Annotated in this window: 26 protein-coding genes; 12 read left to right on the top strand and 14 right to left on the bottom strand. The window is 70.2% G+C overall.

All coding sequences use genetic code 11. The features are described 5' to 3' along the window. Nucleotides 1-66: 66 nt before the first annotated feature. From GAS53_RS34615 to GAS53_RS34605, 3 genes are all read right to left on the bottom strand, one after another. Nucleotides 67-516, bottom strand: coding sequence for a MerR family transcriptional regulator (locus GAS53_RS34615; RefSeq protein WP_151481717.1), 450 nt, complete (start codon nt 514-516; stop codon nt 67-69). Further along, on the bottom strand, nt 513-827 hold the full coding sequence (locus tag GAS53_RS34610; RefSeq protein ID WP_225859266.1) for a hypothetical protein: 315 nt from the start codon (nt 825-827) through the stop codon (nt 513-515). The genes GAS53_RS34615 and GAS53_RS34610 overlap by 4 nt, the downstream gene beginning before the upstream one ends. A 251-nt stretch (nt 828-1,078) precedes the next feature. Continuing rightward, nucleotides 1,079-1,483, bottom strand: coding sequence for a MerR family transcriptional regulator (locus tag GAS53_RS34605; RefSeq protein WP_151481715.1), 405 nt, complete (start codon nt 1,481-1,483; stop codon nt 1,079-1,081). A gap of 429 nt (nt 1,484-1,912) precedes the next feature. Between GAS53_RS34605 and GAS53_RS34600 the strand changes: the two genes are divergently transcribed. The 8 genes from GAS53_RS34600 to GAS53_RS34565 all read left to right on the top strand — a co-directional run bounded on the left by GAS53_RS34600 (nt 1,913) and on the right by GAS53_RS34565 (nt 8,449). Continuing rightward, nucleotides 1,913-3,421 (top strand): SulP family inorganic anion transporter, encoded by a 1,509-nt coding sequence (locus tag GAS53_RS34600; protein ID WP_151481714.1) that lies wholly within the window; start codon nt 1,913-1,915, stop codon nt 3,419-3,421. Between the two features lie 312 nt (nt 3,422-3,733). Further along, the gene (locus tag GAS53_RS34595; protein WP_151481713.1) at nt 3,734-4,411 is read left to right on the top strand and encodes a CDP-alcohol phosphatidyltransferase family protein; all 678 of its coding nucleotides are present in this window, start codon (nt 3,734-3,736) and stop codon (nt 4,409-4,411) included. A 132-nt stretch (nt 4,412-4,543) separates the two neighbouring features. After that, nucleotides 4,544-5,029, top strand: coding sequence for a hypothetical protein (locus tag GAS53_RS34590; protein ID WP_151481712.1), 486 nt, complete (start codon nt 4,544-4,546; stop codon nt 5,027-5,029). A 176-nt stretch (nt 5,030-5,205) separates the two neighbouring features. Then, the gene (locus GAS53_RS34585; RefSeq protein ID WP_225859265.1) at nt 5,206-5,907 is read left to right on the top strand and encodes a Crp/Fnr family transcriptional regulator; all 702 of its coding nucleotides are present in this window, start codon (nt 5,206-5,208) and stop codon (nt 5,905-5,907) included. Nucleotides 5,908-5,998: 91 nt separating this feature from the next. Continuing rightward, entirely contained in the window at nt 5,999-6,571 is a 573-nt protein-coding gene (locus GAS53_RS34580) for a redoxin domain-containing protein (protein WP_151481710.1), read from the top strand. A 6-nt stretch (nt 6,572-6,577) separates the two neighbouring features. Then, nucleotides 6,578-7,477 (top strand): cytochrome c biogenesis CcdA family protein, encoded by a 900-nt coding sequence (locus GAS53_RS34575; RefSeq protein WP_151481709.1) that lies wholly within the window; start codon nt 6,578-6,580, stop codon nt 7,475-7,477. Between the two features lie 327 nt (nt 7,478-7,804). Next, nucleotides 7,805-8,110, top strand: a complete 306-nt coding sequence (locus tag GAS53_RS34570; RefSeq protein ID WP_151481708.1) for an SRPBCC family protein — start codon at nt 7,805-7,807, stop codon at nt 8,108-8,110. A 9-nt stretch (nt 8,111-8,119) separates the two neighbouring features. After that, nucleotides 8,120-8,449, top strand: coding sequence for a TfoX/Sxy family protein (locus GAS53_RS34565; RefSeq protein WP_151481707.1), 330 nt, complete (start codon nt 8,120-8,122; stop codon nt 8,447-8,449). Nucleotides 8,450-8,647: 198 nt separating this feature from the next. On the opposite strand, the gene GAS53_RS34560 is transcribed toward GAS53_RS34565, so the two are convergent. The 8 genes from GAS53_RS34560 to GAS53_RS34525 form a co-directional block, all read right to left on the bottom strand. Further along, the gene (locus tag GAS53_RS34560; RefSeq protein ID WP_225859264.1) at nt 8,648-9,643 is read right to left on the bottom strand and encodes a sigma-70 family RNA polymerase sigma factor; all 996 of its coding nucleotides are present in this window, start codon (nt 9,641-9,643) and stop codon (nt 8,648-8,650) included. A gap of 14 nt (nt 9,644-9,657) precedes the next feature. After that, nucleotides 9,658-10,407 carry an SDR family oxidoreductase gene (locus GAS53_RS34555; RefSeq protein ID WP_151481705.1) on the bottom strand — a complete coding sequence of 250 codons (750 nt, stop codon included), beginning with the start codon at nt 10,405-10,407 and terminating at the stop codon, nt 9,658-9,660. A 198-nt stretch (nt 10,408-10,605) separates the two neighbouring features. Then, nucleotides 10,606-11,751 carry a phosphate ABC transporter substrate-binding protein PstS gene (gene pstS, locus GAS53_RS34550; RefSeq protein WP_151481704.1) on the bottom strand — a complete coding sequence of 382 codons (1,146 nt, stop codon included), beginning with the start codon at nt 11,749-11,751 and terminating at the stop codon, nt 10,606-10,608. Between the two features lie 274 nt (nt 11,752-12,025). Further along, nucleotides 12,026-12,985, bottom strand: coding sequence for a formylglycine-generating enzyme family protein (locus GAS53_RS34545; RefSeq protein ID WP_151481703.1), 960 nt, complete (start codon nt 12,983-12,985; stop codon nt 12,026-12,028). Between the two features lie 148 nt (nt 12,986-13,133). Then, nucleotides 13,134-14,117, bottom strand: a complete 984-nt coding sequence (locus tag GAS53_RS34540) for an aliphatic sulfonate ABC transporter substrate-binding protein (RefSeq protein WP_151481702.1) — start codon at nt 14,115-14,117, stop codon at nt 13,134-13,136. A gap of 77 nt (nt 14,118-14,194) precedes the next feature. Further along, on the bottom strand, nt 14,195-14,974 hold the full coding sequence (locus GAS53_RS34535) for an ABC transporter ATP-binding protein (RefSeq protein WP_151481701.1): 780 nt from the start codon (nt 14,972-14,974) through the stop codon (nt 14,195-14,197). After that, nucleotides 14,971-15,783 (bottom strand): ABC transporter permease, encoded by an 813-nt coding sequence (locus GAS53_RS34530; RefSeq protein WP_151481700.1) that lies wholly within the window; start codon nt 15,781-15,783, stop codon nt 14,971-14,973. Before GAS53_RS34530 ends, GAS53_RS34535 begins: the two co-directional genes overlap by 4 nt. Nucleotides 15,784-15,802: 19 nt before the next feature. Then, nucleotides 15,803-17,044, bottom strand: a complete 1,242-nt coding sequence (locus GAS53_RS34525; RefSeq protein WP_151481699.1) for an ROK family transcriptional regulator — start codon at nt 17,042-17,044, stop codon at nt 15,803-15,805. A 409-nt stretch (nt 17,045-17,453) separates the two neighbouring features. On the opposite strand from GAS53_RS34525, the gene GAS53_RS34520 reads away from it, so the two are divergent. Together GAS53_RS34520 and GAS53_RS34515 are read left to right on the top strand one after the other, a co-directional pair. Then, on the top strand, nt 17,454-18,947 hold the full coding sequence (locus tag GAS53_RS34520) for a sulfatase-like hydrolase/transferase (protein ID WP_151481767.1): 1,494 nt from the start codon (nt 17,454-17,456) through the stop codon (nt 18,945-18,947). 353 nt (nt 18,948-19,300) lie between these two features. Continuing rightward, the gene (locus GAS53_RS34515) at nt 19,301-20,623 is read left to right on the top strand and encodes a family 43 glycosylhydrolase (protein ID WP_151481698.1); all 1,323 of its coding nucleotides are present in this window, start codon (nt 19,301-19,303) and stop codon (nt 20,621-20,623) included. Between the two features lie 142 nt (nt 20,624-20,765). On the opposite strand, the gene GAS53_RS34510 is transcribed toward GAS53_RS34515, so the two are convergent. Genes GAS53_RS34510 through GAS53_RS34500 form a run of 3 tightly spaced genes read right to left on the bottom strand, consistent with a single transcriptional unit; the run spans nt 20,766 to nt 23,460 of the window. After that, nucleotides 20,766-21,647: a metal ABC transporter permease gene (locus tag GAS53_RS34510; protein ID WP_151481697.1), complete on the bottom strand. Its 882-nt coding sequence runs from the start codon at nt 21,645-21,647 to the stop codon at nt 20,766-20,768. Beyond that, nucleotides 21,644-22,510, bottom strand: a complete 867-nt coding sequence (locus GAS53_RS34505; RefSeq protein WP_404829370.1) for a metal ABC transporter ATP-binding protein — start codon at nt 22,508-22,510, stop codon at nt 21,644-21,646. The genes GAS53_RS34510 and GAS53_RS34505 overlap by 4 nt, the downstream gene beginning before the upstream one ends. 11 nt (nt 22,511-22,521) lie before the next feature. Then, nucleotides 22,522-23,460, bottom strand: a complete 939-nt coding sequence (locus GAS53_RS34500; RefSeq protein WP_151481696.1) for a metal ABC transporter solute-binding protein, Zn/Mn family — start codon at nt 23,458-23,460, stop codon at nt 22,522-22,524. Between the two features lie 240 nt (nt 23,461-23,700). Between GAS53_RS34500 and GAS53_RS34495 the strand changes: the two genes are divergently transcribed. Further along, the gene (locus GAS53_RS34495; RefSeq protein WP_225859263.1) at nt 23,701-24,015 is read left to right on the top strand and encodes a DUF1490 family protein; all 315 of its coding nucleotides are present in this window, start codon (nt 23,701-23,703) and stop codon (nt 24,013-24,015) included. 12 nt (nt 24,016-24,027) lie between these two features. After that, nucleotides 24,028-26,388, top strand: a complete 2,361-nt coding sequence (locus GAS53_RS34485; protein ID WP_225859262.1) for a heavy metal translocating P-type ATPase — start codon at nt 24,028-24,030, stop codon at nt 26,386-26,388. The last annotated feature ends 217 nt before the right edge of the window (nt 26,389-26,605 follow it).

Raw genomic sequence — 26,605 nt, 5'->3', positions numbered from 1 at the left:
CACGCCAGGCAGGCGAGCCCGGCCAGAGTGCCGAGCACACCGGGCGCCCGGCCGGCGCGCCGAGGATCAGCAGCACGGTCCGCTACGGCGGCCCTCCTCGACGAGTTCGGCGAACGGCAGCGGGCAGGCCGGACTGCTCGCGCACACGGTCAGGTCGTCGCAGCCGGCCGCGACCGCGTCGATGAGACTGGTGCGGATCACGTTGAGGTCGGCGATCTTCGCGTCGATCTCGGCGATCTTCCGTCGAGCCCGTCGCTGGAGCCCGGCATCGCCGCGACCGTGCCCGTGTGTGCCGGCTTCAAGCAGCTCGGCGATCTCCCCCAGGGTGAAGCCGAGGCGCTGCGCGGCCTTGATCACCCGCAGAACGGTCACGGCATACGGCGGATACATGCGGTGCCCGCCGTTGGACCGCTCCGGCTCGGGCAGCAGGCCGCGCCGCTCGTAGTAGCGCAGCGTCTGCGGGTTCACCCCCGCCGCCTCGGCGACCTGCCCGCTGCGCAGCGTCTGCGTGGTCACGATGCCGCCCGCGTGGCCTCGGCCCGCACGGCGAGTGCCTCCACGACCGCCGAGTGCTCGGCGGGTGCACCGACGTCCATCTGCAGCCGCCCCTGTTCATCACGGTGGAAGGCGAAGGTGAAGAAGGAGCAGCAGGCGGTCTCCCGCTGTGCGAGCTCCCGGGCCCGCTCCTCCACCGCCTCGTTGAGCACCAGCCGTACGCGGCCGGGCTCTGGCCGGTCGACGTCGAGCAGCGCGTCGGCGAACAGCGCGTCGAACTCCGCCACGCGCAGCGGCCGCTCAGCGGTCGGCAGTGTGCATGCAACCGGCACCCACGGCACCATCGCGCACCCCCTGTCGGTATGACCGCATCCTGCTGAGGCGGCCCTGGAAATCGACGGTAAGCCTGTACCTGGGTACCGGATGCAACTCTTGTCCACCGGCACGTATGCCCGGTGCCGCATGCGGGCGGCCCATGGCGCAGTACGGCGATGGTTGTCCGCGCAGCACTGCAGCGATCACGTGGCCGGGGTGCGAGTCGGCCGGCCCATGAGGGTGGCGGAGGCGGAACCAGGGGTCTGCTTCAGGGCGCGGGAGTCCGGGCGAGGCGGTCCGCCAGCGTGGCCGCGAACTCCTCCGCCCGGGCCAGCTGGCTACGCAGGTCCTCGACCCGCTGCTGCGCGGCCTGCTCGAAGCCCCGTATGCGCTCCAGCAGTTGCTCCCGCTCTTCGGGCGGCAGCTCCTCACCGGAGTCGAGGCGGTCAGTGGCCTCCAGCAGGGCGCGCATCTCGTCGAGAGTGAAGCCGAGCGGCTTCATGCGGCGGATGACCATGAGGCGGGCGACGTCGGCCTCGGTGTAGAGGCGGAAACCGCCCTGGGAGCGGGCGGAGGGAATGACGAGGCCGGTGTCCTCGTAGTGCCGAATGGTGCGCAGCGACAGCTCGGTCCGTGCGGCGACCTCGCCGATCTGCATGTGCTCGCTGCTCACGCGGGGTGCCTTCCTCGTCTTTCGCCGCGACCGCGGGGCCCCGCGCCGATCTCTACTCTAACGTTAGGGTAGAGTTGCCCCGGTGTTGGGTCGGCTGCCTGCCGTGCCCGTTCCCATGGTGCGGGATGCCGTCCCGTGACCGTCAGCCGTGTCGGGGCCGACGAAGCCCCCGGCGAAGACCGTAATCCGCAGGAGAGAGCGTGCGCATGTCCGTGATGCCCGGCGTCGCCGCTGCCTGCCCGCCGTGACCCTTCGCCCCCAAGGAGCGCTCGATCCCCTCGCGGGTCGCTTCGCTGCTGCCCCCTGACTCCGGTCCGCGCCGCTCGCGGACTTTGTGGCGGGCCGCCCTCGGTCCGCCATGCGCTCCATGCCTTCCTGCGCGCCCGTCGTGATGCCGGGTGTGCCCGAGCACGACAGGTTCCCTTCGTCTTGTCTTCCTCCGCACTGTCCCCGGCCGCGTGGCTGCGCGGCGCCCGGCGTCCGTCCTGGCTGTCCGATCCGAAGGTGCTGCGCACCGAGGTGCTGGCCGGTCTTGTGGTCGCCCTGGCGCTGATCCCGGAGGCGATCTCGTTCTCGATCATCGCCGGGGTCGACCCGGCCATCGGGTTGTTCGCCTCGTTCACGATGGCCGTGACCATCGCGGTCGTCGGCGGCCGCCCGGCCATGATCTCCGCGGCCACCGGCGCGGTCGCCCTGGTCATCGCCCCGCTGAACCGGGAGCACGGCTTCGGCTACCTGGTCGCCGCCGTCATCCTCGCCGGTGTCTTCCAGATCGTCCTCGGCGCGCTCGGCGTGGCGAAGCTGATGCGGTTCGTGCCGCGCAGCGTGATGGTCGGCTTCGTCAACTCCCTCGCCATCCTCATCTTCATGGCGCAGGTCCCGGAGATGACGGACGTGCCCTGGCCGGTCTATCCGCTGATCGCCGCCGGCCTGGCGCTGATGGTGTTCTTCCCGAAGGTCACCACGGTGATCCCGGCGCCGCTGGTGTCGATCGTCATCCTCACCGTCATCACGCTCGCGGCCGGCATCGCCGTACCGACCGTGGGCGACAAGGGCGACCTGCCCTCCTCACTGCCGGTGCCGGGCCTGCCGGACGTGCCCTTCACCCTGGACACCCTCACCACCGTCGCCCCATACGCGCTCGCCATGGCCCTGGTCGGCCTGATGGAGTCGCTCATGACCGCGAAGCTGGTCGACGACATCACCGACACCCACTCCTCCAAGACCCGCGAGTCCCTCGGCCAGGGCGTCGCCAACATCGTCACCGGCTTCTTCGGCGGCATGGGCGGCTGCGCAATGATCGGCCAGACGATGATCAACGTGAAGGTGTCCGGGGCCCGCACCCGCCTGTCCACCTTCCTCGCCGGCGCCTTCCTGATGGTGCTGTGCATCGCCTTCGGCCCGGTCGTCTCCGACATCCCCATGGCCGCGCTGGTCGCCGTGATGGTCATGGTGTCGGCGGCCACCTTCGACTGGCACTCCATCGCCCCGAAGACCCTCAAGCGGATGCCCGCCGGGGAGATCACCGTCATGGTGGTCACCGTCGCTTGTGTGGTCGCCACCGACAACCTCGCCATCGGTGTCGTCGTCGGCTCGATCACCGCGATGGTCATCTTCGCCAAGCGCGTCGCCCACCTCGCCGAGGTCACCGCCGTCACCGACCCCGACCACGCCACCGTCGTCTACCGGGTCACCGGCGAGCTGTTCTTCGCCTCCTCCAACGACCTCGTCGGGCAGTTCAACTACGCGGACGACCCCGACAAAGTCGTCATCGACCTGTCCGCCGCCCACATCTGGGACGCCTCCTCCGTCGCCGCCCTGGACGCCATCGAGACCAAGTACACCCAGCGCGGCAAGACCGTCGAGATCATCGGCCTGAACGAACCCAGCGCCCACATCCACAAGACACTCAGCGGCGAACTCGCCGGCAGCCACTGACCGGCGTACGCGCAACCAAGGTCCGCGGGGAGGCGCCGCTCTCCGCGGCCCTCTCCCCTCCCCCGCCAGGGTCCACCGCGGCGCCGTCCCTGAAGCGCAAGCCTCGTGGGCTGCCCGCCTGAACAAGTTGGCCGACCGAGTCACGCTCTGGAAGTGTGCCCTCTTGCGCTTCGGCCTGCGCCTCGTCCGGAACAGGACGCTACGTCCGGCGCACGGGCGGATGGGTGAGCGCGCGCATGTTCCGCCCCCGCGTCGGCTGTTTACGGTGAGCGAGCACGCTCCGCGCCCGGCGAAAGGCCCACCGACGTGTCCATGTCCGACCTCACCGACAGCCGCGCGGCAACCGACGCCCTGCTGGGGACGCTGAGAGAGGGCCGCTGGAGACCGTACGCCGTGGCGCGTTTCCTGTGGCTGGCGGCTGACCGGTCGGTGCGGCAGGCGGTCCGCCGCCCCAGGGCGCTGGCCCAGCTCACCGTCCTGCACGGCCTGCTGTTCGCCCTCGCCCGCGATCGCGAACCGGGGCGAGGCTGGGTGGCGGCCGGGTGGCTGCTCGGAGCCCTGCATCTGGGCCTGCTCGAGCGCCGCGACCGACTCGCACCGGCGGATACCCTCACCCTGATCCGCGGAAGTCTCCCCGCCACGGCCCTGGGGCCGTGCCGCTGGTCGGGGGTGGTGGCGATCGGCCTGGACCTGGCCGACGGCCGCCTGGCGCGCCGGCAGGAGACCGTGTCCCCGTTCGGCGACTACGCCGACTCCCTTGCCGATGCCGCGTTCTGGACCTGGCTGGTGCTGCGGCACGAGCCGAGCCGCGCGCTGCGGGTTACTGCGATCGCCGCGTGGGCGGTACCGGTCGTCACGGTCACCGTCGTCGCCCTCCGCCGCGGCACCATGCCCGAACGGCCCCGCCCCACTCTGCTGCGCCCGGCCGCCGCCCTGCAGGGCCTCGTCGCTCTGCGCCACCTCCTGCGCCGCCGGCCGGGTACCACGTGACGCCCGCCCTGTGGGCCTGACGGCCGTACCTCTACCGCCGGGTACGTAAGCGCCCTCACATACCTGTACATGCCCCACGTCCTAGCGTCAGCGACAAGAGCAGAAAGTCACCGCACCAGGAGGACAGTCATCATGAGCACGACCCTGCGCGTTTCCCCGAGCACGGCCGTCATTCCGGTGCACGCGGTGTGGGGCGCCGCGGCCGGTCTGGTCGGCGGTGTCGGGATGGGCATCTGGATGTCGGTGTCGAGGCCGATGATGGACACCGCGATGATCACCATGGTCGCGGGTCTCCTCGGCTCGACCAACGCCGTCGTCGGCTGGCTGGTCCATCTGTCCATCGCGCTCTTCGCCGGCATCACCTTCGGCGCCCTGCTGGGCCAGTTCGCCCAGCGCCTCGCGCCCGCCGTGCTCCTCGGCCTGGCCTACGGCGCGGTGTGGTGGACCGTCGGCGCCCTGTGGATCATGCCCGCCAACCTGGGCATGCCCGTCTTCGAATGGAACGACGTCACCTCCTCCAGCCTCGGCGCCCACCTCGTCTTCGGCCTCCTGGCCGGACTCACCTTCTCGCTCGTCGCCCGGATGGCGGGCAGGCAGACCGGCCGGACCACCGGATGACACCGATCCCACCAGCGTCAACACCTGGTTCCGGCGCACCACTCCGGGGTACCGAGCCTGTCCTGGGTGCCCCGGACGACTACTGTCTGGCCAGCAGCGAGGGCGCGCTGGCCAGCCCGGCGTGGGGTGCCGCACCCCCGCCCTGGGCACCGGGACGACGCGAGGAACCACACCACATGAGCCACACCGGCGACGACGCCGAGAAGACCTGGTGCATCTCCGAGGTCGACATCTTCCGCGACCTGGACGACGCGGAGATGGACGCCATCGCCGCCGCGGCCCCGATGAAGACCTACAGCGCCGGAGAACTGCTGTACTCGCCCTCCCAGCCCTCCGAGGTGCTGTTCATCCTCAAGAAGGGCCGGGTGCGCATCTTCCGGGTCTCCGCCGACGGCCGTGCCCTGACCTGCGCGATCATCAGCCCGGGCACCATCTTCGGCGAGATGGTGCTGCTCGGGCAGCGGATGTACGACAACTTCGCCGAAGCCCTCGACGACGTCACCGTCTGCGTGATGAGCCGCGCCGACGTCCACCGCTTCCTGCTGTCCGACGCCCGGATCTCCGCCCGCATCACGGAGATCCTCGGACGGCGCCTGACCGACCTCGAACAGCGTCTGTCCGACAGCGTCTTCAAGTCCGTGCCGCAGCGCATCGCCACCACCCTGTTGACCCTCGCGGCCGAGACCCGCCCCCGAGTGCTCGGGGCCCGCGGCCCGCAGATCGCGCTCACCCACCAGCAGATCGCCGCCCTGGCCGGCACCTCCCGCGAAACGTGCACCAAGGTGCTGCGCGACTTCGCCGACCAGCACCTGATCCGCCTGGCCCGGGGCCGCATCACCGTCCTCGACCCGGAGCGGCTCGCCGACCACGCGGGCTGACGTCACCGAACCGTAAGCACCCGCCCCCGCGCATACCGCCCGCCGCCAGGCCTACAGTTCAGCCGACCCCGACCACAGGAGCCGTCCCGCCATGCGTGCCCGCCTGATCCTCCCCGGCCTGCTGGCCGCCACCGCCCTCACCCTCGCCGGCTGCGGCACGGAGAAGACCGCCTCCTCCAGCGGTGACGCAGAGAAGACCGGCCCCACAGGCTCCGGCTCCTCCGCGTCGGCGCAGGCAGGGGCCGGCACCGCGGCGGTCCCCAAGGCCCTGCGGTTCACCGGCACGACCGTGGAGGGCAAGCCGTTCGACGCGGCCACGCTGGCGGGCAAGCCCGTCGTGCTGTGGTTCTGGGCGCCATGGTGCCCCACCTGTAAGGCCCAGGGCCCCGAAACCGCCAAGGTCGCCGCCCAGTTCCAGGGCCAGGCGCACGTGATCGGGGTGGCCGGACTCGACAAGACGCAGGCCATGAAGGACTTCGTCACCGACACCAAGGTCGGCACCTTCCCGAACCTGGCCGACGAGGCCGGGGACATCTGGAAGAAGTTCGAGATCACCCAGCAAAGCATCTACGTGATCCTCGACAAGGACGGCAAGACCGTCTTCACCGGCAGCCTCCCGGCCGGCAAGGGCCTCGCCGACAAAGTCAGCCCGCTCGTCGGCTGACCCGCCATGGCCGATCTACCGCTCGCCCTCGCCCTGACCGCGGGCATGCTCGCCGCCGTCAACCCGTGCGGCTTCGCCCTGCTGCCCGCCTACCTCTCTCTGCTCGTCCTCGGCGACGGCTCCCCCAGCCGCACCGTCGCCGTCAGCCGGGCGCTCACCGCGACCGCGGCGATGACCGTCGGATTCGCCGCACTCTTCGGCGTGTTCGGCCTGGCCGTCCAACCCGTCGCGGGCCAGGTGCAGGAGCACCTCCCCTGGTTCACCATCGCCTTCGGACTGCTCATGGCGGCGGCCGGCACCTGGCTGCTGGCCGGGCGCCAACTGCCCGCCCTGGCCCCGAAAATGCGCCGCGCCCCGGCCCTGACCCGCTCGCTGCCCTCGATGGCACTGTTCGGCATGGCGTACGCCACCGCCTCCCTCGGCTGCACCATCGCCCCGTTCCTGGCCATCGTCGTCTCCGCCTTCCGCAGCGGCTCCACCGGCGAGGGCATCGCCCTGTTCGCCGCCTACGCCGCCGGGATGGGCCTGATCGTCGGCGCCGCCGCGCTGACCGTCGCCCTCACCCACAGCACCGCCGTCACCCGCCTGCGCCGCGCCGGCGCCCTCGTACCCCGGCTCGGCGGCGCCCTCCTCCTGAGCATGGGCGCGTACGTCGCGTACTACGGCTGGTACGAAATCCGCGTCCAACGCGACCCGACCACCCAGGACCCGGTCATCGACGCGGCCGGCGCCGTCCAACGCGCCATCAGCGATGCGCTGAACACCGCCGGCCCCACGGCGATCACTCTCGTCTTCGCCGCCCTGCTCATCACCGCCGTGGCGCTCATCCGCTTCCGACGGGCCCGAGGGGCCCGCCGGTCACCCGGCGCAGACACCGGTGCGCGGTCAACGCCCAGCACCCCCTGAACGAGCGGGCGGCCGAGAGGTCAGACGGTCATGGCGGTGCCGTCGAAGCGGCTGAAGGTGAAGCCCGCGTCTTCCGGGGTCGACTCCTTGGCACAGGGCAGTGAGGTCGTCGACGCGGTACGCATCATCGGCCGGAGTTGATGGGGCCATCGGGTTGTCTTGTCTCGAGGCAGCCGACAGGCCCGACCGGTCCGGGTCCCGGCTCGGCATGCGGCGTCTCGCGGGGCGGAGCCTCGCAGCGCGCCCGACGGTTACCGTGCGCGGAGCGGCCGACGCGAGGATCCTGAGACCAACGGATCCCGGTCGGGAGGACAGGGCGGCAGCACGATGACGATCGACGTGCCGGCGGAGCGGGTGATCCCGCTGCCGCCCGAGCAGGTGGCGACGTACGCCATGGACGGGCGGCACGACGCCGAGTGGACCCAGGACATCCGCACGGCGGAGCTGACCCGTGAGGCGGGCGGCGGCTTCGGTGTCGGCGTCGAGGTCACCCGGGCGGCGTACTTCGTCCGCGTCCAGGCTGGTGAGGGCGGCTTCTACCGGCTGGCGGCACCGCTCCTGGCCCGCCAGGTCCGTTCCTCGATCAGCGTGGACCTGCGCGACCTCGAACACCGGCTCACCGAACGGGAATGAGGATCCCACATGGCGTACGACGAAGGACTCGCCGAACGGATCCGGGAGCGCCTCGGCGCCGAGCCGGACGTCACCGAGAAGCGCATGTTCGGGGGCATCGCCTTCCTGCACCGCGGCAACATGGCCGTAGGCGTGAGCGGCGACGACCTGATGGTCCGCGTCGGCCCCGACGCCACGGACACGGCGCTGTCCCGGCCGGGCACGCGTGTGTTCGACATGACGGGCCGCCCGATGCGCGGCTGGATCCTCGTCGCCGGCTCCGCCCTCGCGGAGGACGACGTGCTCGGCGACTGGGTCGACGAGGGGCACGCCTTCGCGGCGAGCCTGCCGCCCAAGTGATGCTTCGTCAGGCCGACCTGAGGCACCGCAGGCACACAGAGTCCACTCCCAGGCATCGGCCTGCGCCCCTGAGGGCGGGGCCGCCGGCCTGCGAGACAGACAGGCCCTCACCTGGTTCGGCGCCGGGAATGGCCTCGATCGCGGCGAGGGTTCGCGCCTTCCTGCTTACGGTCAGAAGCAATAAGGCAGCCACGCGATTCAGATGGTGAGCGCGGGCGCGAGGCCGAACACGGGTACCAGACCCGGGTCGTTGAACGCCGTGATGCGGCTGATCCGGTCGCCGATCAGGGTCAGGACCTGGACTCCGTACGCCTCGTAGCGGTCGCCGGCCGCGCGTTTGTAGGCGACGAGGGCGGGCTGGCCGTTGGCGAGGGTGGGCACCATTCGCCACAGGCCAGGACGGAGTACGCGGGCGGAGAGGAATCCGACGACGGCTCGGCGGCCGGTGAACCAGGTCGGGGTCGGCGGCATCTCCAGCTCGACGTCAAGCCGCAGCAGGTTCACCAGCGCGTCGGCGTCGGCCCGGGTGAACGCGTCGACGTAGTCGTCGAGAAGGACGCGGCGGGTCTGCTCCGCCGGTTCGGCCAGGTCGTCCTCGACCGGTCCGGCCTCGGCCAGGCGGGATCGGGCGCGGCGCAGCGCGCTGTCGACGGCTGCGGTCGTGGTGTCCAGGATTTCGGCGACCTCGGCGGTCCGGAACGCAAGTACGTCGCGCAGTGTCAGCACGGCCCGCTGCCGGGCGGACAGGAACTGGAGCGCGGCGATGAAGGCGAGCCGCACCCCGGTCCGCCCGGCCACCACCACCGCCGGGTCGTCACCGCCGAACAGCGCATCGGGTGCGGGCTGGAGCCATGCCGCCGACGGCTCGCGGGGCGCCATGGCCACCCGGTGATCGTCCGTAGGCGCGCCGAGGCCCGACGGAAGCGGTCGTCGGGAGCGCGTTTCCAATGCCGTCAGACAGGCCCTGGTGGCGATCGTGTACAGCCATCGCCGCACCGAGGAGCGGCCCTCGAACCGGTCGAACGCCCGCCACGCGCGGAGGTAGGTCTCCTGCACCAGGTCCTCGGCGTCATGGATCGAGCCGAGCATCCGGTAGCAGTGCGCGAGCAGTTCCGGCCGGAACTGCTCGGTCACGGCGGCGAATTCGGCGTCCGAAGGCATCGCGGCTTCTCCTGAGGGTGCGGTGAGGTTCACAGTAGGGTCTTCGCTCAGTCGACCGGGCTCAGCCCGTCGCCGCCGACGACCCGGTACTCCGGGGCGCTGTCCGGGTTCCCGGCGAGTTCCACGACGGCCTTGGCGACCTGGTCCGCGGTGAGGACAGGTCCCCTGCCCTTGACGAAGGTGTCACGGTCCACGCCCAGGCGCGCCGAGTAGCCCGCCACCGCGACCGAGCCGACGCCGCCGGCCGGGGTCATGTTGGGCAGCAGCGTGACGAACCGGATGCCGAGGCCGGCCCGCTCCGACTCGTCGGCCGCGTACCCCCGGATGTACCGGATGGCCGCCTTGGCGCTGGCGTATCCGCCGCTGAGTGGAGATCCGCCCAGGACGGCCCCGCTGGACATCGTGACGACCGCGCTGCCCGGCGCCAGCGGCTCCCGCAGTGCCGCCCGGGTCCAGGTGAAGACATGCCGGGTGTCGGCGTGCCAGTTGCGGCTGAAGGTCTCCCAGGTGTGCTCGTGCACGGGTGCCATGTGCGGTGCGGCCCCGGCGTTGAGGACGAGCAGGCCGGGTCGGTGCGTGCGGATCACGTCCTGCGCGAGCGCTTCGTCGGTGGCATCGGCGGCGACGGGGGTGAAGCCCTGGCCGAGTTCGTCGCGGACGGCGTTCAGGTCCTGCTCGTGGCGGGCGATGCCGACGACGTGGGTACCCGCGGTGACCAGGGCGGCGGCGATCGCGCGCCCGAAGCCGCGGCTGGCACCAGTGACGACGGCGGTCTGGAAGGGATGGGACTCAGACATCGGACACTCCGAAGTGGTGGTCGGGTTCGGTCCGTATCAAGACCAGCCGCTGAGGGAAAATCCGTCGCCCCGGTCACAATCGACAGAGCGGTACAGGTCAGGCGCTCAGTCGGTTCGCGCGAGGTTTTCTGTCCGCTGACCGGGAGCACGGCGGGTCACCATGCAGGGCGCCCCGCATTCGGTTCTGTCCAAGTGGGGTCAGGACAGGTTGTTGATCTTGCTGCGGACCTTGTCCACGATGGTGGCCGGGAGCGTCGCGTAGCCCTGGAAGCTCAAGTCCTCCTGACCCTTCGCGCCGGCGATGTACGTCAGAAACGCCTGGGTGGCGGACCACGTCGCCGGTTTGTTGCCCTTGTCGCAGACGATCTCGTACGTGACCATGGCGATCGGGTAGGCGCCCCGGGCCTTGGTCGCGTAGTCGAGCTTGAGTACGAGGTCGTCACCGGTGCCGGCGGTTTCAGCATCGGCGATCGCCTTGGAGGCCGTGAGGACGCTGGCGTAGACCGGAGCGGGGGCGCCGGTGGCGATCGCGACCGTGGGAATGTTGCGGGCGATCGCATACGACAACTCGACGTAGCCGATCGCACCCACGGTCTTCTTCACCTGTTCGGCGAGGCCCGAGGAACCCCGGGCGGACCGGCCGCCCTTGGCCATCCACTCCTTGTTGTGCCCGTACGGCCAGGCGCTCGGTGCGGCGGCGCTCAGGTAGGAGGTGAAGTTGTCCGTCGTGCCGGAGGAATCGGAGCGGTGTGACGTCTGGATCGGCGTCGACGGCAGCTTGGTGCCGGGGTTGAGCTTCGCGATCGCGGGATCGTTCCACTTCGTGATCTGTGAGTCGAAGACCTTGGCGAGGGTGGGGGCGTCCAGCACCAGCTTGCTGACCCCTGGCAGGTTGTAGCTGATTGCGATCGGGCCGCCGAGCATCGGCAGGTGGACGGCCCGACCGCCGTTGGCGCAGACGCTCTTGGACCGGGTGATCTGGGTGGCGCTCAGCGCGGAGTCGGAACCCGCGAAGGCCGTTCTGCCCTCCAGGAAATCGGTCTGGCCGGCACCGGAGCCGTTGCCCTCGTAACTGATCCGGGTACCGGGGCAGGCCCGCATGTAGTTCTTGATCCAGAACTGCATCGCGAACTCCTGAGCAGTCGAGCCGGAAGCCGACACAGTGGCCGCCTTACCGCACTGGACGCCGCCGGCACCCGTGGTGGCGGGCGAGGCAGCCGTGGGCGATCTGCGGGAGGGCTGGGAGCTTCCGTTCGAGCCGCAGGCCGTCAGGAGCAGGGCGCCGGAGACCACCGCCGAGCCGACCGCGAGGGTGCGCAGCCCGTTCTTGCGCTGAAGCGTCACTCTTCGGTGCTCCTATCTGCAGACCGTCAGAGCCGGCTCTGTAGACCGCTGGAGTCGGCACAGCGCGGGGGTGTGGAGCCGCGTGATCGCTGCGGCGTACGTCTGGGCAGCGATGTCTGCTCACAGGTCGGACGGCCGTGGATCGGGCAGCGGTCACGACCCTCGCCTGCTGGTAACCATACGTAGCGAGTCAGTCCGTATGTGGTAATGACGTCGCCGGTCGGTCGTCGGCACACGGCATGGCGGCTGCGCCTGCTGAGCCGGTCGCCCGGTGTCAGTCGATGTCCCAGGCCATGCGGAAGCCCAGGTTGCCTGCGGAGCTGTCGATTGTGTTCGCGGTGCGGGCGGCGACGCGGTACCGGTTGCAGTACGAGTCGTGGCAGAGGTAGGAGCCGCCTCGCATGGCACGACGGTGGGAGTCATCGTCCTGCCAGGGGTCGGCGGACCACTCCCAGACGTTTCCCGCGACGTTGTAGAGGCCGAATCCATTGGGGACGAAGGCGTGCACGGGAGCGGTGCCGGCGAAGCCGTCGGCTTCGGTGTTGCTGAACGGGAAGGTGCCCTGCCAGATGTTGCATCGGTGCTCCCCATCCGGCGTGAGTTCATCGCCCCAGGGGTAGCGGGCCTGGTCGAGGCCCCCGCGTGCGGCGTACTCCCATTCCGCCTCGGTGGGCAGTCGTCCTCCGGCCCACCGGCAGAAAGCGGCCGCGTCTCGCCACGTCACGTGGATCACGGGATGGTCCCAGCGGCTGTCCAGTCGGCTGTCCGGCCCTTCCGGCCTGTTCCAGGCGGCACCTTGGACGCCGCACCACCAAGGGGTTGCCGACGGGCGCGGTGAGGTCTTGCGCAGGGAGCCCGGCAGGAACTTCGCGAACACGTAGCTCCAGCCGAACTCCTCCGCTTCGGTGCGGTACCCGGTTTGCTCGACGAAGGCCGCGAAGCGGGCGTTGGTGACCGCGTAGGCGTCGATGGCGAAGGGCGCGACCGATACATCGCGAACGGGCCCTTCGCCGTCACCGGGGTTTGCGTCCTGGTCCTCGCTGCCCATGCGGAAGGTTCCGCCGGGCAGGGTGACGCGGTCGGCGTACTCGGCGTGCGGACGGCGGCGCGCAGCCGTGGTGGAGTCGCATCCTCTTTCGGGGGTGTTGGGGATATTGCGCGCCTGCGGCTTCGTCCCTGATGGGGCGCAGCAGCTCTTCGGACTGTGTCCTGCGGTGTCGGTGGTGCTGCTCATGGCTGTCCTGCGGATGTCGGCTGGATCTGGGGGTGAGGGCGTGCCCGGCGTAGGTCGCGGGTGATCGACGGGCCGGGGAAGGTGTCGACCGCAGGGCATGGCGGCTCGGTCCCGTCCTGTCCTGTCCTGTCCGGTCCGTGGTCGAGAACTACTTGCTGTATGCCTGCGAGTAGAGATCGCCGTCGTAGTACTCACCGGGGTCGGGGTTGTCGTCCAACTGCTCGTTGCGGACGAAGAAGTCGCCCAGTTTCTTCAGCCACGCGTTCACCTCGCCGCTCTCGGTCTTTGCTGCCAGGTCCTTGGTGGAGAGGGTCTCGACGTGAGAGGCGTCGGCCTTGGTCTGGGCCTCGGTGACCTCGAGCATCTCGGCGGTGAGCGCGATGGATTCCTCGGGGTGCTGCTTGCGCCAGTCGTTGGCTTGCTGAAGCACCTTGATCACCTTGCTGTTCTTCTCCTCGGGCACCTTGTTGCCGGCGACGAAGGCGGTGGGGAAGGCATCCCCGGTGTCCTTGGTGCTGGCTATCTCCTCGAGGTCCGGGACCTTCTTCTTGATGGTGTCGATCGCGGGGTAGAAGAAGCCGGCACCGTCGATCTGTCCGGAGGAGAAGGCGGAGACGATGGTGGACGGGTCCATGTTGACCTTTTCGACGTCCTTCGCGGTCATCCCGGCCTTCTCCAAGGCGATGTTGAGGACCATGTCGCCGGAGGTGCCCTCGGGTACGCCGACCCGCTTGCCTTTGAGGTCCTTCATGGACTTCACGCCGGGTTGACCGATGACGCGGTCCGCGTAGGTGAGGGTGTTGACGGCGATGACCTTGGACTTGCCGGAGGCGGGCAGCCACATCGCACCGGGGCCGATGTAGCCGTAGTCGAGGTCACCGGCGGTGAGTGCCTGGATCTGCACCGGACCGTTGTTGAACGACTTCACCTGTGCGGTGAGGCCCGCCTCCTTCCAGAGCCCCTGCTTCTCGGCGATCGCCAGCAGGCTGGCACCGTTGTAGTCGCCGATGTAACCGAACCTGACCGTGTTGTCGTCGCCGGACGCACTACCGGAACATGCGCTGGCGGAGAGTGAGAGCGTCAAGGCGACGGGCACGGCCGTGAAGGCGCGCCTGATCGTGCTTCTGGGCATGCTGAATGGTCCTCTCGGGAGGATGCGGTGATGGCTTTGAGGAGCGCCTGGGGCGAGGGCTCGGGTGACCGAAAGGGTCAGGCGGCCTGGGCCGGCGCTTCCTGGTGGTAGACGGAGGTCCACACCTCGTTGCGGATGCGCCGGAACTCGGGCGAGAGGCGGATCTCTTCGGTACGGGGGTAGGGCAGCTCCACGTCGACGACGCGGTGGACGCGGCCGGGCCTGGCGGCCATGACGACGACCCGGCTGGCGAGGTAGACGGCCTCGTCCACGTCGTGGGTGATGAACAGCACGGTGCGCTTGTCCTGGCTCCAGGTCTGCAGCAGCTGGTCCTGCAGCTGCACCCGGGTCAGGGCATCGAGCGCCCCGAACGGCTCGTCCATCAGCAGCACTTGGGGATCGACCGCGTACGCACGGGCGATGGCGCAGCGCTGCTTCATCCCGCCGGACAGCGTCTTGGGGAGGGCGTCGGCGAAGTCGCTCAGGCCGACGAGGCCGATGGCCTGCTCGGTGCGCCGACGCCGCTCCTCGGCCGGTACGGAGGCGAGCTTGAGTCCGAACTCCACGTTCTGCCGCACGGTCAGCCAGGGGAACAAGGCGTACTGCTGGAAGATCACCCCTCGGTCGGGGCCAGGTCCGGATACCGGCGTGCCGTCCACCAGGACGCTGCCCGAGTCGGGCTCCTGCAACCCCGCGGCCATGCTCATCAGGGTGGACTTGCCGCAGCCGGACGGGCCCACGACGGTGACGAACTCCTGGTCCGCGATGTCCAGGCTCACCCCGCCGAGCGCGGTGAAGGTGGCGTCCTTCAGCGGGAAGGTCTTCACCACGTCCCGGAAACTGATCTTGCTGTTCATCGTCGCTCCTGCCAGCCGGTGAGGCGCCGCTCGGCCAGCAGCAACAGCCGGTCCATGACGAGGCCGAGCACGCCGATGGTGATCAGGGACACGAAGATCGTGTCCATTTCGAACCAGGTGGACGCCTTCTGCATCCGGTAGCCCAACCCCTCCTGTGCGCCGATGAGTTCGGCGGCGACCACGGTCGCCCAGGACGCGCCGAGGCCGATCCGCATGCCGACGAGGATGAACGGAGTGGAAGCCGGGATGACCACCTTGGCGAAGATGATCCGGTCCGAGGCGCCGAGCACCCGGGCCGCGTTGATCAGTGTCTTGTCGACGTCGATGACGCCCTGGAAGGAGGAGACGACGCAGGCCATGAACGAGGCCAGGAAGATCACGGCGATCTTCGGCACCTCCCCGATCCCCAGCAGCACGACCGCCAGCGGAATCATCGCGAGCGGCGGGATGGTGCGGAAGAACTGGATGTACGGCTCGACCAAGGCGCGCACCGTCGGATACCAGCCCATGAGGAAGCCGACCGGTACGGCCACGACCACGCCGAGGGCGTAGCCGAGGAGGACCCGGCGCAGACTGGCGAAGGTGTCGGACACCAGGGTGCCGTCGGCGATCATGGTGCCGGCCTTCTGCGCCACCGCCGTCGGCGTGGGCAGGTTCTCGACCAGCCCCAGCGCGGCGACGACGGCCCACAGGGCGACACCCGCCGCAAGTGCCACGGCGTTGAGGACCAGCGGCCGGCGCCGGGAGCGGCGCGGTTGCTGCTGCCTCTGCCCGGCGGCGGTCTTCTCGGGTGGGGTGATTACGGCCATGGGTTCCTCGCCGGTGGCTTCACGCGTTCTCCTCGGAGACGGGCTGCGGGTAGTGGGAGAGCAGGGGGGATTCATGGAGAACCAGGGCGATGCCGCCCAGCGCGCTGCCGGCCTCGCCGAGTGTCGCGCGCCGTACGTCCACGTGATGGCGGGCCATCGGCATCAGGTGCTGCCGCAGGGCCCGTTCGACCGGCTCGAGCAGGGCGGGGCCGGCCTCTGCCAGCTCACCGCCGACGACGATGACGCCGGGGCCGACGGCGTGGCAGACCGCGGCCAGCACCCCGCCGATCTCGCTGCCGACGCGCTCCAGCACTTCCAGGGCGGGCCGTTCGGCGGCCGAGGTGGCGTCCAGGAACTGGTCGAGGTTGTCGGCCCGGCCGCCGGCTTCGCGGTAGCGGCACAGGACCGCGTCGAGCGAGGCACGGGTCTCCAGGCAGCCGGTCTTGCCGCATTCGCACTGCCTGCCAGCCGGGTCCACGGTGATGTGCCCGAACTCGCCGGACAGGCCGTACCTGCCGCGGTGCAGCGCGCCGCCCACGACCAGCCCGCCGCCCACGCCGTGCGACAGCCGCAGGTAGAGCACGTCGCTGCTGTCCGCCGCCGCGCCCCACACCGCTTCGGCGAGGGCCGCGAGCCGGGTGTTGTTGTCCAGCAGCACCGGCACCCCGAACCGCTTGCGCAGCAGGTCCGGCAGGCCGTCGATGCCCTGCGCATGGGCGTTCTCGCTGCCGGGGTCGGTGGTCGGTCCGACCACGCCGACGCCGATCGCGCTGAGCGCGTCGAGGTGGACGGCGGCCTTCCGGCCCCGGCCGCCGCCCGCCGAATCGTCGGACGAGCCGGTGGCCAGCGTGGCGAGGAGACGTCCCGCGATGTCGACCCGCTCGGGCCAGGACAGGTCCGAGGCGTGCGCCTCACTGGCCGAACCGATCACCTCATGGGCGAAGTTGACCGCCGCGACGTGCACGGCACGGCGCGCGAAGTCGATGCCGACCGCCTCCCCGGCGGCCGGGTTGAGGCTGAGCTTCTCCACCGGCCGGCCGCGCTTGCGCACCTCGACATGCGGTGTGCCCGCGACCACCGTGCCACTGCCCACCAGGCCGGCGACGATGTCGTAGAGCGTGGTGCGGGACAGCCCGCTGCGGGCGCCCAACTCGGCGCGGCTCAGCGGACCGTGCTTGCGGAGCAGTTCGAGAACGCATTGCTCATGGCTGCGTCTCAGCCGCGTCAGCGGACCGTCGTGTTCGTGCATGACGGACAGCATGTGAGCGCCAAGGGTTTTCGTCAATGAGTCGGAACAAAATCTTCTCGCCCTGCCGAACCCCGTGACACCACTCGCTTCAACCGCCTTGACCTGCAAAGACGTACAGTCGGGCAATTCCGGCATGGCGCTTCGTAACTTTTCGGTAACACGGAGCGGCGGTCACGCGATGCGACCGAGAGCACCCTGGACGATTTATGGCCGCACTCTTGACATAAATCACGGCCGGGTCGGAACATGCCTCGCATGGCATCGGTCGGGCACGCATCGAAAGCCGCACCAGCCGCCCCAAGTCGGTGTCCGCCGAGGCGTCATGGCGGCGTGCCAGACAACCCGTATGTCCGGACACGTCCGCCTGCCCCGGCTGACGCGCGAGCCGGACCGACCCGAGAGGCCCTCTGTGCGCCACAACATGCTCTTCCTGATGACCGACCAGCACCGGGTGGACACTCTGGGTGCGTACGGCAACCCGCACACGCGCACCCCGAACCTCGACCGGCTCGCGACCGAGGGCACGCGGTTCGACAGCTTCTACACCCCCACCGCGATCTGCACCCCGGCGCGCGCCAGCCTGCTCACCGGGGCGGCCCCGTTCCGGCACAGGCTGCTGGCCAACTACGAGCGCAACGTCGGCTATCTCGAGGACCTCTCCGACGACCAGTTCACCTTCGCCCAGCAACTGCACGCCGAGGGCTACCACCTGGGGCTTGTCGGCAAGTGGCACGGCGGCGTGCGGCGCACCGCCGCCGACTACGGCTTCGAGGGTCCCGACCTGGCCGGCTGGCACAACCCCGTGGACCACCCCGACTACCTCGCCTACCTGGAGGAGAACGGCCTGCCCCCGTACCGCATCACGGATCCGGTGCGGGGCACCACGCCCAACGGCAGCCCCGGCAACCTCCTCGCCGCCCGCCTCCACCAGCCGCTCGAAGCCACCTTCGAGTACTACCTGGCCACGCGCACCATCGAGATGCTGCACCGCTTCGCCGCGCAGGAGGATCACGGCGAAGGGGCGCCGTTCTTCCTGGCGACCCACTTCTTCGGCCCGCACCTGCCGTACATCCTCCCTGAGGCGTACTACGACATGTACGACCCGGAGCTGGTCGAACTACCCGCCTCCGTGTGCGAGACCTTCGCCTCGAAACCGGCGGTCCAGCGCAACTACAGCAAGCTGTGGGCCTTCGACACCATGTCGCCTCAGGAGTCACGGAAGCTGATCGCCGTGTACTGGGGCTACGTCACGCTCATCGACGAGCAGATCGGCCGCATCCTCGACGCCGTGCGGGAGTTGGGCCTGGACGACCGGACGGCGGTCTTCTTCACCGCCGACCACGGCGAGTTCACCGGCGCCCACCGGCTGCACGACAAGGGCCCGGCGATGTACGACGACATCTACCGCATCCCCGGGCTGCTGAAGGTCCCCGGCTCCCCCCAGGGCCAGGTGCGCGAGGAGTTCGTCTCTCTCACCGACTGCACCGCCACCATCCTCGACCTGGCGGGCAGCAAGACCGAGCCGGCCGTGGACAGCCGCAGCCTGCTGCCCCTCGTGCGCGGCGAGCACCCGGAGTGGGACGAGCACCACCTCGCCGAGTTCCACGGTCACCACTTCCCCTACCCGCAGCGGATGCTGCGCACCAGAAGCCACAAACTGGTGATCAATCCCGAATCGCGCAACGAGCTGTACGACCTCGATGCCGACCCCGATGAACTGCACAACCGCTACGACCACCCCGAAATGCGCGGCGTACGCACGGAACTGACCCGGCGGCTTTACCACCTGCTCCGCGACCGCGGCGACAACTTCTACCACTGGATGACGCCGATGTACGACGTGGAGACGGACTACGACACCACCCTCTCCGCCTTCGAAACCGACGAGCCCCAAGCGCATTCCGAGGCCCGGTAGCCATGAACTGCGCGCCGGCGGCACACTGCGCACCCTCGCGCGAGGCGAAACCCGCGCACCACAAGACGGCTCGACCTGCCGCGACCTCGACCAGGCGCGCTGCTCCTGAGGCGACGACGTCACTCCGGACAGCGAACAGCGCCGAACACCCGGATTAATTTTCCGACCCATTGACGAAAATCGGCGAGCCTTCGCATGCTGGGCGACAGCCATCCCGGGCGTCCGCTGACCCGACTGAGGCAGGACGCGAAGAGCTCGTGCTCGAACCGCAGGACACGCAGGCGCCGACGTCCGGTGGAGAGGCTGATCCACAGACAACACCGGCGTCCTGGACGACGAAGGAGACGCGACTGATGACCAGCTCCGAGAACGGAACGCACATCGGCCGACGGCCCCTGCTGGCCGGTGTCGCCGGCTTCATGGGAGCGGCGGCACTGCCTACGGACGCTGCCCAGGCGTCGCCGGCGAAGGCCGCGGCGACGCGGCGGTACCCGTCGAACTGGCCCGACCCCCAGCCGTACGGCCTCGCGGACACCCGCGACGACCTGTGGCCGCGCGAAGACAACTCCTTTGTCCTGCGCCTCGAGCTCCGTCCCCGCGACAGGGAGCTCGGCCGGGTCTGGATGCGCGACACCTACGTCAACTGCTTCGTCGTCGACGGCCGTCCGCTCTACGTCGCGACCGGCACCACCCGCGTGCCCGGCCTCACGGCGGCCGCCCCCTGGAACGACGGCATCTTCGTGTGGACGGCGCCGTCCCTGCGCGGCCCGTGGCGGCTGGCCGACACCACCGGCATCCGGCCCGGCGCCGAGCGCGGCAAGGTGTGGTCGCCCGAGTTCGCCGGCGAGAACCGCCCCGGGCGCACGGTCGTCGCCCCCTGGCAGGAGTACTGGCACGACGACCGGTTCGGCAAGCGCGGCGAGGCGTGGGCACCCGAGCTGCACCACTTCCGCGGCCGGTGGTATCTCGCCGCGTGCATGGGCGACCACTCCCAGAAGGTCGGCTCGTTCCTGCTGGTGAGCGAGGGCGGGGTCGCAGGCCCATACCGCCTCGTCGAGGGCAATCGCGACAAGCCCTTCGGCGACTCGTTCATCGGCGGGCCGTCGTTCATCAAGCCCGGCGCGTACCACCACATCGACGGCAGCCTCTACACGGAGGGCGACGACGCGTGGCTGGTGCTCCACAACAACCTCTACGCCAAGTTCCGGGACGACATGGAGGACATCGTCCCGACGACGAATCTCCCGGCGTTCCGGCAGACGCCGTACGCGCCCGAGCCCTACCTCGAGGGCGCGTACGTCTTCAAGCACGGCGGCAAGTACTACCTGCTGCACGCCGCCTGGGACCGCACCTCGGCCAACCCCGACGGCAGCACCCGCTACGCCTACGACCCGCCTGGCAACGGCCGCACCCAGTACCAGTACGACGCGGTCGTCGCCGTCGCGGACCGCTTCGAAGGCCCGTACTCGCGGCGCTGGACCGCGGGCGTGGGCGCCGGTCACAACAACTTCTTCAAGGATCACCACGGCGGCCTGTGGGCGACGTTCTTCCGCAACCCGGCCTTCGGCTACTGGGCCGACCCGTCCCGCGCCGGCGATGCCGCGGTGGCCGGCGTCGTACGCCTGGAGTGGACCGGCCCGGAGGGCAACCGCCTGTACGTCCGACGTCGGGCGTAGGGAGGAGTCCGCGGGGGCCTGGCCCACCACGTGATCCTCCACGACGGAACCGCCCGCGGCCGCGCTCGGCTCCTGGTTGGGCGCGGGCGCGACGAGGCCCGCGATCTCCATGCCGTACGCCTTCGCGAGGTACGCGAAGGCATCAGGTGGTCTCGGGAACCGCTCTCCTGGCTCCCCACTGCCGGGTCCGGTAGGTGCCCGCCAGTCGACAGACGATGTAGATCGTGAACGAGATGGTGGTGACGTAGGGGCTGATGGGGATGCTGCTGCCCAGAGCGAGCAGGATCCCGCCCTCGATCGAGGCCACCGCGAAGACCACGCTCAGCACGGGCAGCAGTACCGGTGACGCGGTCACCCGTGCCGCGGCGGCCGCAGGGGTGACGACGAGGGTGAGGACCAGCAGGGCGCCGACGATCTGCACCGACAGCGCGACCGCGAGCCCCAGCACGATCATGAAGGCGAAGGACAGCGCACGGACCGGCACCCCCCGCGCCTCGGCCACCTCCGGGTCGGCGCTGGCGAACGCCAGCGGCCGCCACATGACCGCCAGCGCGATGAGCACCAGGGCCGAGGTGCCGAGCAGCCAGGACATCTGCGGGGTGTCGACGGCGACGATCTGCCCGGTGAGGATGCCGAACTTGTTCGCCGCCCGGCCCTCGTACAGGGCGAGGAAGAGCACGCCGAGGCCGAGGCCGAACGGCATGATGGTGCCGATCACCGAGTTGCGGTCCCGGGCACGGGAGCCGAGCAGGCCGATCGTGCCGGCCGCGATCAGCGAGCCGACGATCGAGCCGGCCACGATGTTCACCCCCATCAGCAGGGCCGCCGAGGCGCCGGCGAACGACAGCTCGCTGATGCCGTGCACCGCGAACGGCAGGTCCCGCATGATCACGAAGACCCCGACCAGGCCGCCGACCAGGCCGAGGGCCGCGCCGGCGATGAGGGAGTTGCGGACCAGCGCGAGCAGTTCGCCGTAGTTGTCGAAGTTGAAGATCTGCTGCCAGATCCCGTCGGCGAGGGTCATGGCCGTACCCCGTGCGGCAGTTCAGGGTGGTGCGCCGGCTCGGCCACCTCGTCGGGCACGCCCACGACCGTGATCCGGTTCCGGACGCGGACGACGTCGACCTGTGTGCCGTACAACTGCGACAGCGACTCGGAGGTGAGCACCTCGTCCGGCGTGCCGACCCGGTAGCTGCCGCGGGCGAGGTACAGCACGCGGTCCACCAGTCCGAGGACGGGGTTGATCTCATGGGTTACGAAGACCACCGCGGTGCCGTGGGAGCGGCGTCGGGCGTCCACGAGTTCGGTCACGGCCCGCTGGTGGTGCAGGTCGAGGGAGAGCAGTGGCTCGTCGCAGAGCAGGATCCGCGGGTCGGTCGCCAATGCCTGTCCGATGCGTACGCGCTGGCGTTCGCCGCCGGAGAGCAGGCCGACGGGGACGTCCGCGTACGCGGCTGCCCCGACCGATTCGAGGACCTCGTCGACCCGGCGGCGGACGGCGCCGGTGCGCAGCCGGGGTCCGAAGCCGTGTCCGTCGATGCCGAAGCGGACCAGGTCCCGGGCGCGCAGCATGGCGTGCGCGGACAGCGTGGCCTGCTGCGGGACGTAGCCGATGTGCCGGCTGCCGCCTCGGGGCGGGCGGCCCAGCACGGTGAGCGTGCCGTCGGACAGTTGGCGCTGGCCCAGCAGGGCGCGTACGAAGCTGGTCTTGCCCGATCCGTTGGGCCCGAGCACGGCCAGGAACTCCCCCGGCCGTACGTCGAGATCCAGGCCCTGCCACAGCACCCGCTCCCCGAAGGACAGGGCCGCACCGCGCAGGCTGACCACCGCGGCGTCGGCGTCGCGGCCCTCGGTCCTGACCGCGCGGGCGTGGGACACGGAGGCCACGGTGGGCCGCCTCACTTGGCCAGCGCGCTCGCGAGCGCGTCTACGTTGGCGGTCATCCAGCCGAGATAGTCCTTACCCTCGGGCAGGGTCTCGGTGACCGGGACGACGGGAATCCCGGCGGCCTTGGCCGCCTGCTCGGCCTTCTCGGTCTGCGGGCCGGAGGTCTGCTCGTTGTAGACCAGCGCCTGGACCTTCTTGCCGGTGAACAGCGCCAGCGTTTCCTGCAAGTCCCTGGCGGAGACGTCGTCGCCCTCCTCGATGGCCTCGCTGAAGGCGGCAGGCGTCGCGTTCCTGAGCCCGCCGGCCTCGATCATGTACAACGGGACGGGCTCGGTGATGGCCACCGCCTCGCCGCCGTGGTCGGTCTTGATCTGATTCTCCTTCGCCTCCAGCGGCTTCAGCTTCGCTTTGAAGTCCTGAGCGTTCTTGGTGAAGGCGGCGGCCTCGGCCGGGTCGGCCTTGCCCAGGGCGGCGGCGATGCGGTCGGCGACCTTGCCGACGCTGGGGAAGTCGTACCAGACGTGCTCGTTGAGCTCCCCGCCTGCCGGGGCGGTCTTCCCGGAGACCTCGACCGCGTTGATCACCTCGGCGGACGAGTCGCTGCTCTTCAGCATCCGGTCGATGAAGTCGTCGTAACCGCCGCCGTTCTCGATGACGACCTTCGCCTTGGACAGCGCCAACTGGTTCTGGGTGTTGGCCTCGTAGGAGTGCGGGTCCTGGTCGGGGTCGCTGATGACCGAGGTGACCTTCACCTTCCGGCCGCCTATCTGCTCAACCATGTCCCCGTAGACGTTCGTTGAGGCCACCACCGGGATGGCGGAGGCCGCGGCGGGGCTCTGCGAGGTATCGGTGCCGCTGCCGGAATCCGACGAACTGCCGCAGCCCGCCAGGAGGATCAAGCAGGCGCCGGTCATCACCGGCGTGAGGCGTCGAAACGAGGACGCGCGCATGGATTCCTCCGCAACAAGGTGAGTTGTCCGCCGAGTGCAATCCGTCCCGGCGTCAGCACCAAGCTAGATGGAAACGGATGTCAAGACCGTCTTTAAGCCATTCCATATGACAATCATTACCGGGAATTGGCCCTCTGTCGCTTCGGCTCGGCGCGCTACGGCTGGTGCGCGATATCCGCTGAGGGAGAGAATGGACTTACCGCACCGAAGACGGATGAATCCGCTCCGCGGAAGGAGGCCATGATGCATCCCGCCGCTTTCGCGGGTGCGGTCGTGGGCCGCATCACGCACTACGCCCTCTCCGGTACCGCCGGCATGCTGGTTCTGCGGGGAGCCGCCAAAGCCGCGCCCAAGGCGAAACCCGTGGCCCGCCGAGTTCTGGTCAACGGCATCGCCGGCGGCATCACGACGGGGCGCCGGCTCGGCGAAGCCGCCGAGGAGGCCCGCCTGAAGGCAGGAGACCTCCTGGCGGAGGCCAGGGAGCAGTTGGGTGAGGAGGCGCCGCCGCCCTCGGCGGTCGGTGTCGAGGGACACGCCCACGATCACGAGCACTGAGAGGCGGTCGCCATGTCCGGCACGTCCGCACCCGGCGACGTTCCGGCGCCCGCTTCCGGCTCCGCCGCCGTTCCCGCTCCCGCTCCCGCTCCCGGCCCGGTATCCCCCGAACCCGAACCCGGCTCCGGCTCCGGCTCCGGCTCCGGCTCCGGCTCCGGCTCCGGCTCCGGCTCCGGCTCCGGCTCCGGCTCCGGGGTGATGGTGCGGTCCGCCGCCGCAGGCCGTGTACGGCTGATGGTTCCCTGGCTGCGGGCGCGGCCCGGATGCGCCGGGATCGTCGATGAGCGGTTCACGGATCTGCCGGGGTTCAGGGCGCTGCGTATCTTCCCGCGCACCGGTGCCGTGATCGTCTGGGTGCAGCCCGACCTGGTCGACGTGGACCGGCTGGTCGCGGCCCTCGACGCGGCGCCGCCGCCCGGGGTGCCCGCGAGGGCCAGCCGGTCCGTGCCCGATTCCTCCACGGGGGAGGTCGCGCGACTGGTGGTCGGCGGTGCGGTGCTCGCGCTGGTGGGACTGCGGCGTCTGCTCGGCCGCCCGCCGTGGACCCCGGGGGGCTCGGCCGGCTTCCTCGGGGCGGTCACCGTGTTCACCGGACTGCCGTTCTTCCGCGGCGCCGCACGCAGCCTCGGCGGCCGACGCCACGCGGGCACCGATCTGCTGGTGACGACGGCGACCGTGATCTCGCTCGTGCTGCGCGAGAACGTGGTCGCGCTCATGGTGCTGTGGCTGCTCAACATCGGTGAGTTCCTGCAGGCCATCACCCTGCGACGGACCCGGCGCGCCATCGAGGAACTGCTCTCCATCGGTGAGGAGCGGGTCTGGCTGGTCCGCGACGGCGTGGAGGTGGAGGTCGATCTCGCGGAGGTCAGGGCCGGGGACGTGGTCGCGGTGTACGAGCACCACCGCATCCCTGTCGACGGCACCGCCGAGTCCGGAGAGGCACTGGTCGACCAGGCGGCGATCACAGGCGAGGCGCTCCCGGTGTACGTGCAACCGGGCACCGAGGTGTACGCGGGCACCCTCGTCTCCACCGGCTCCCTCACCGTACGGGCCACCTCGGTCGGCCAGGACACCGTCGTCGGGCGGATCATCACCCGGGTCGAGGAGGCGCAGGCCGACCGGGCCCCGATCCAGACCGTCGCCGCCACCTTCACCCGCCGCTTCGTACCCGTCTCGTTCGCCCTCGCCGGAATCACGTACATCCTGACCCGCGACGCCCGACGGGCGATGACCATGCTGCTGATCGCCTGCCCGTGCGCCGCGGGCCTGGCCACCCCCACCGCGATCAGCGCGGCCATCGGCAACGGCGCCCGCCGAGGCACACTCATCAAGGGTGGCACCCACCTGGAGGGCATCGGCCGTGTCACCGCCGTGGTCTTCGACAAGACCGGCACCCTCACGCTCGGCCGTCCCCTGGTCACCAGCGTGGTCACGCTCGACGAGACGTTCAGCGCCGACGAGGTGCTGAGCCTTGCGGCATCCGGAGAACTGCACGCGCGGCACCCGCTCGCCGAAGCCATCGTCCGGCGTACCGAGGAACAGCACCTGCACATCCCGATCCACCAAGCCTGCGAGGTCGTCCTCGGCATGGGCGTACGCGCCGAACTCGACGGCAGCCGCCTGCTGGTGGGCAGCCCCGCCCTGCTGCGCCGCCACGGCCTCGAACTCTCCGAAGTGGCCCAGGACTGGACAAGCCGGCTGCGCGCCGCCGGCGAGACCGTTATCTGCCTCGCCCACGACGACAAGCTGATCGGCATGCTCGGCCTGTCCGACGCCGTACGCGGCGGAGCCGACACCGTCGTGCGCCAGTTGACCGACCTCGGGGTGACCCGCATCGTGCTGCTGACCGGCGACGCACCCGAGACCGCCCAGGCCGTCGCCGACACCCTCGGCATCACCGAAGTCCACGCCCACGCACTGCCCGAGGCCAAACTCCAGCTGATCCGCGACCTCCAGGCAGAGGGACACAGCGTGGCGATGGTCGGCGACGGCACCAACGACGCCCCCGCCCTGGCCCTCGCCGACGTCGGCATCGTCATGGGCGCCCACTCCTCCCACGTCGCCCTCGAGACCGCCGACATCGCCCTGGCCGGCAACGACCTGCGCAATGTCGCCGCCGTCGTCGAGCTCAGCCGGCACACCCTGCGCGTCGTACGCCAGAACTACACCCTGTCCATCGGCGTGAACCTCGCCGGCCTCATCGCGAGCGCCGGAGGCTCCATCAACCCCGTCCTCGCCGCCCTGCTGCACAACACCAGCAGCATCGCCGTGGTCGCCAACTCCGCCCGCCTGGTGGGTCATACACCGCATCTGCCGAGCGATGCCGCCGGACGACTGCGGGCCGCACCGCTGGAGGAACGGCGACTTCGCTGATCCCTCACCCCGCGGGGCCGGCGATCCCGGCTGCCTTGCACCGGACCCTGCCCCTCCGTGTCGCCGGCGGCGTCTGTGTCGCCGACCGCGCGGCCGGGGCACCTCCGCTCATCTTGGCTCGCACATCCACCCACACATGAGCTATCGTTCATATGGATATGGATTTCATTTTCACTTAGTATGGCGTGTGCCGATCCGGCGAGCGCTGATGGGGGTG

It is taken from the genome of Streptomyces albicerus (genome assembly GCF_008905045.1).
In the GTDB taxonomy this organism is placed as follows: Bacteria; Actinomycetota; Actinomycetes; order Streptomycetales; family Streptomycetaceae; genus Streptomyces; species Streptomyces albicerus.
The sequence above is the reverse complement of the archived record's forward strand: the minus strand, read 5'-3'. Positions and strand labels throughout refer to the sequence as shown.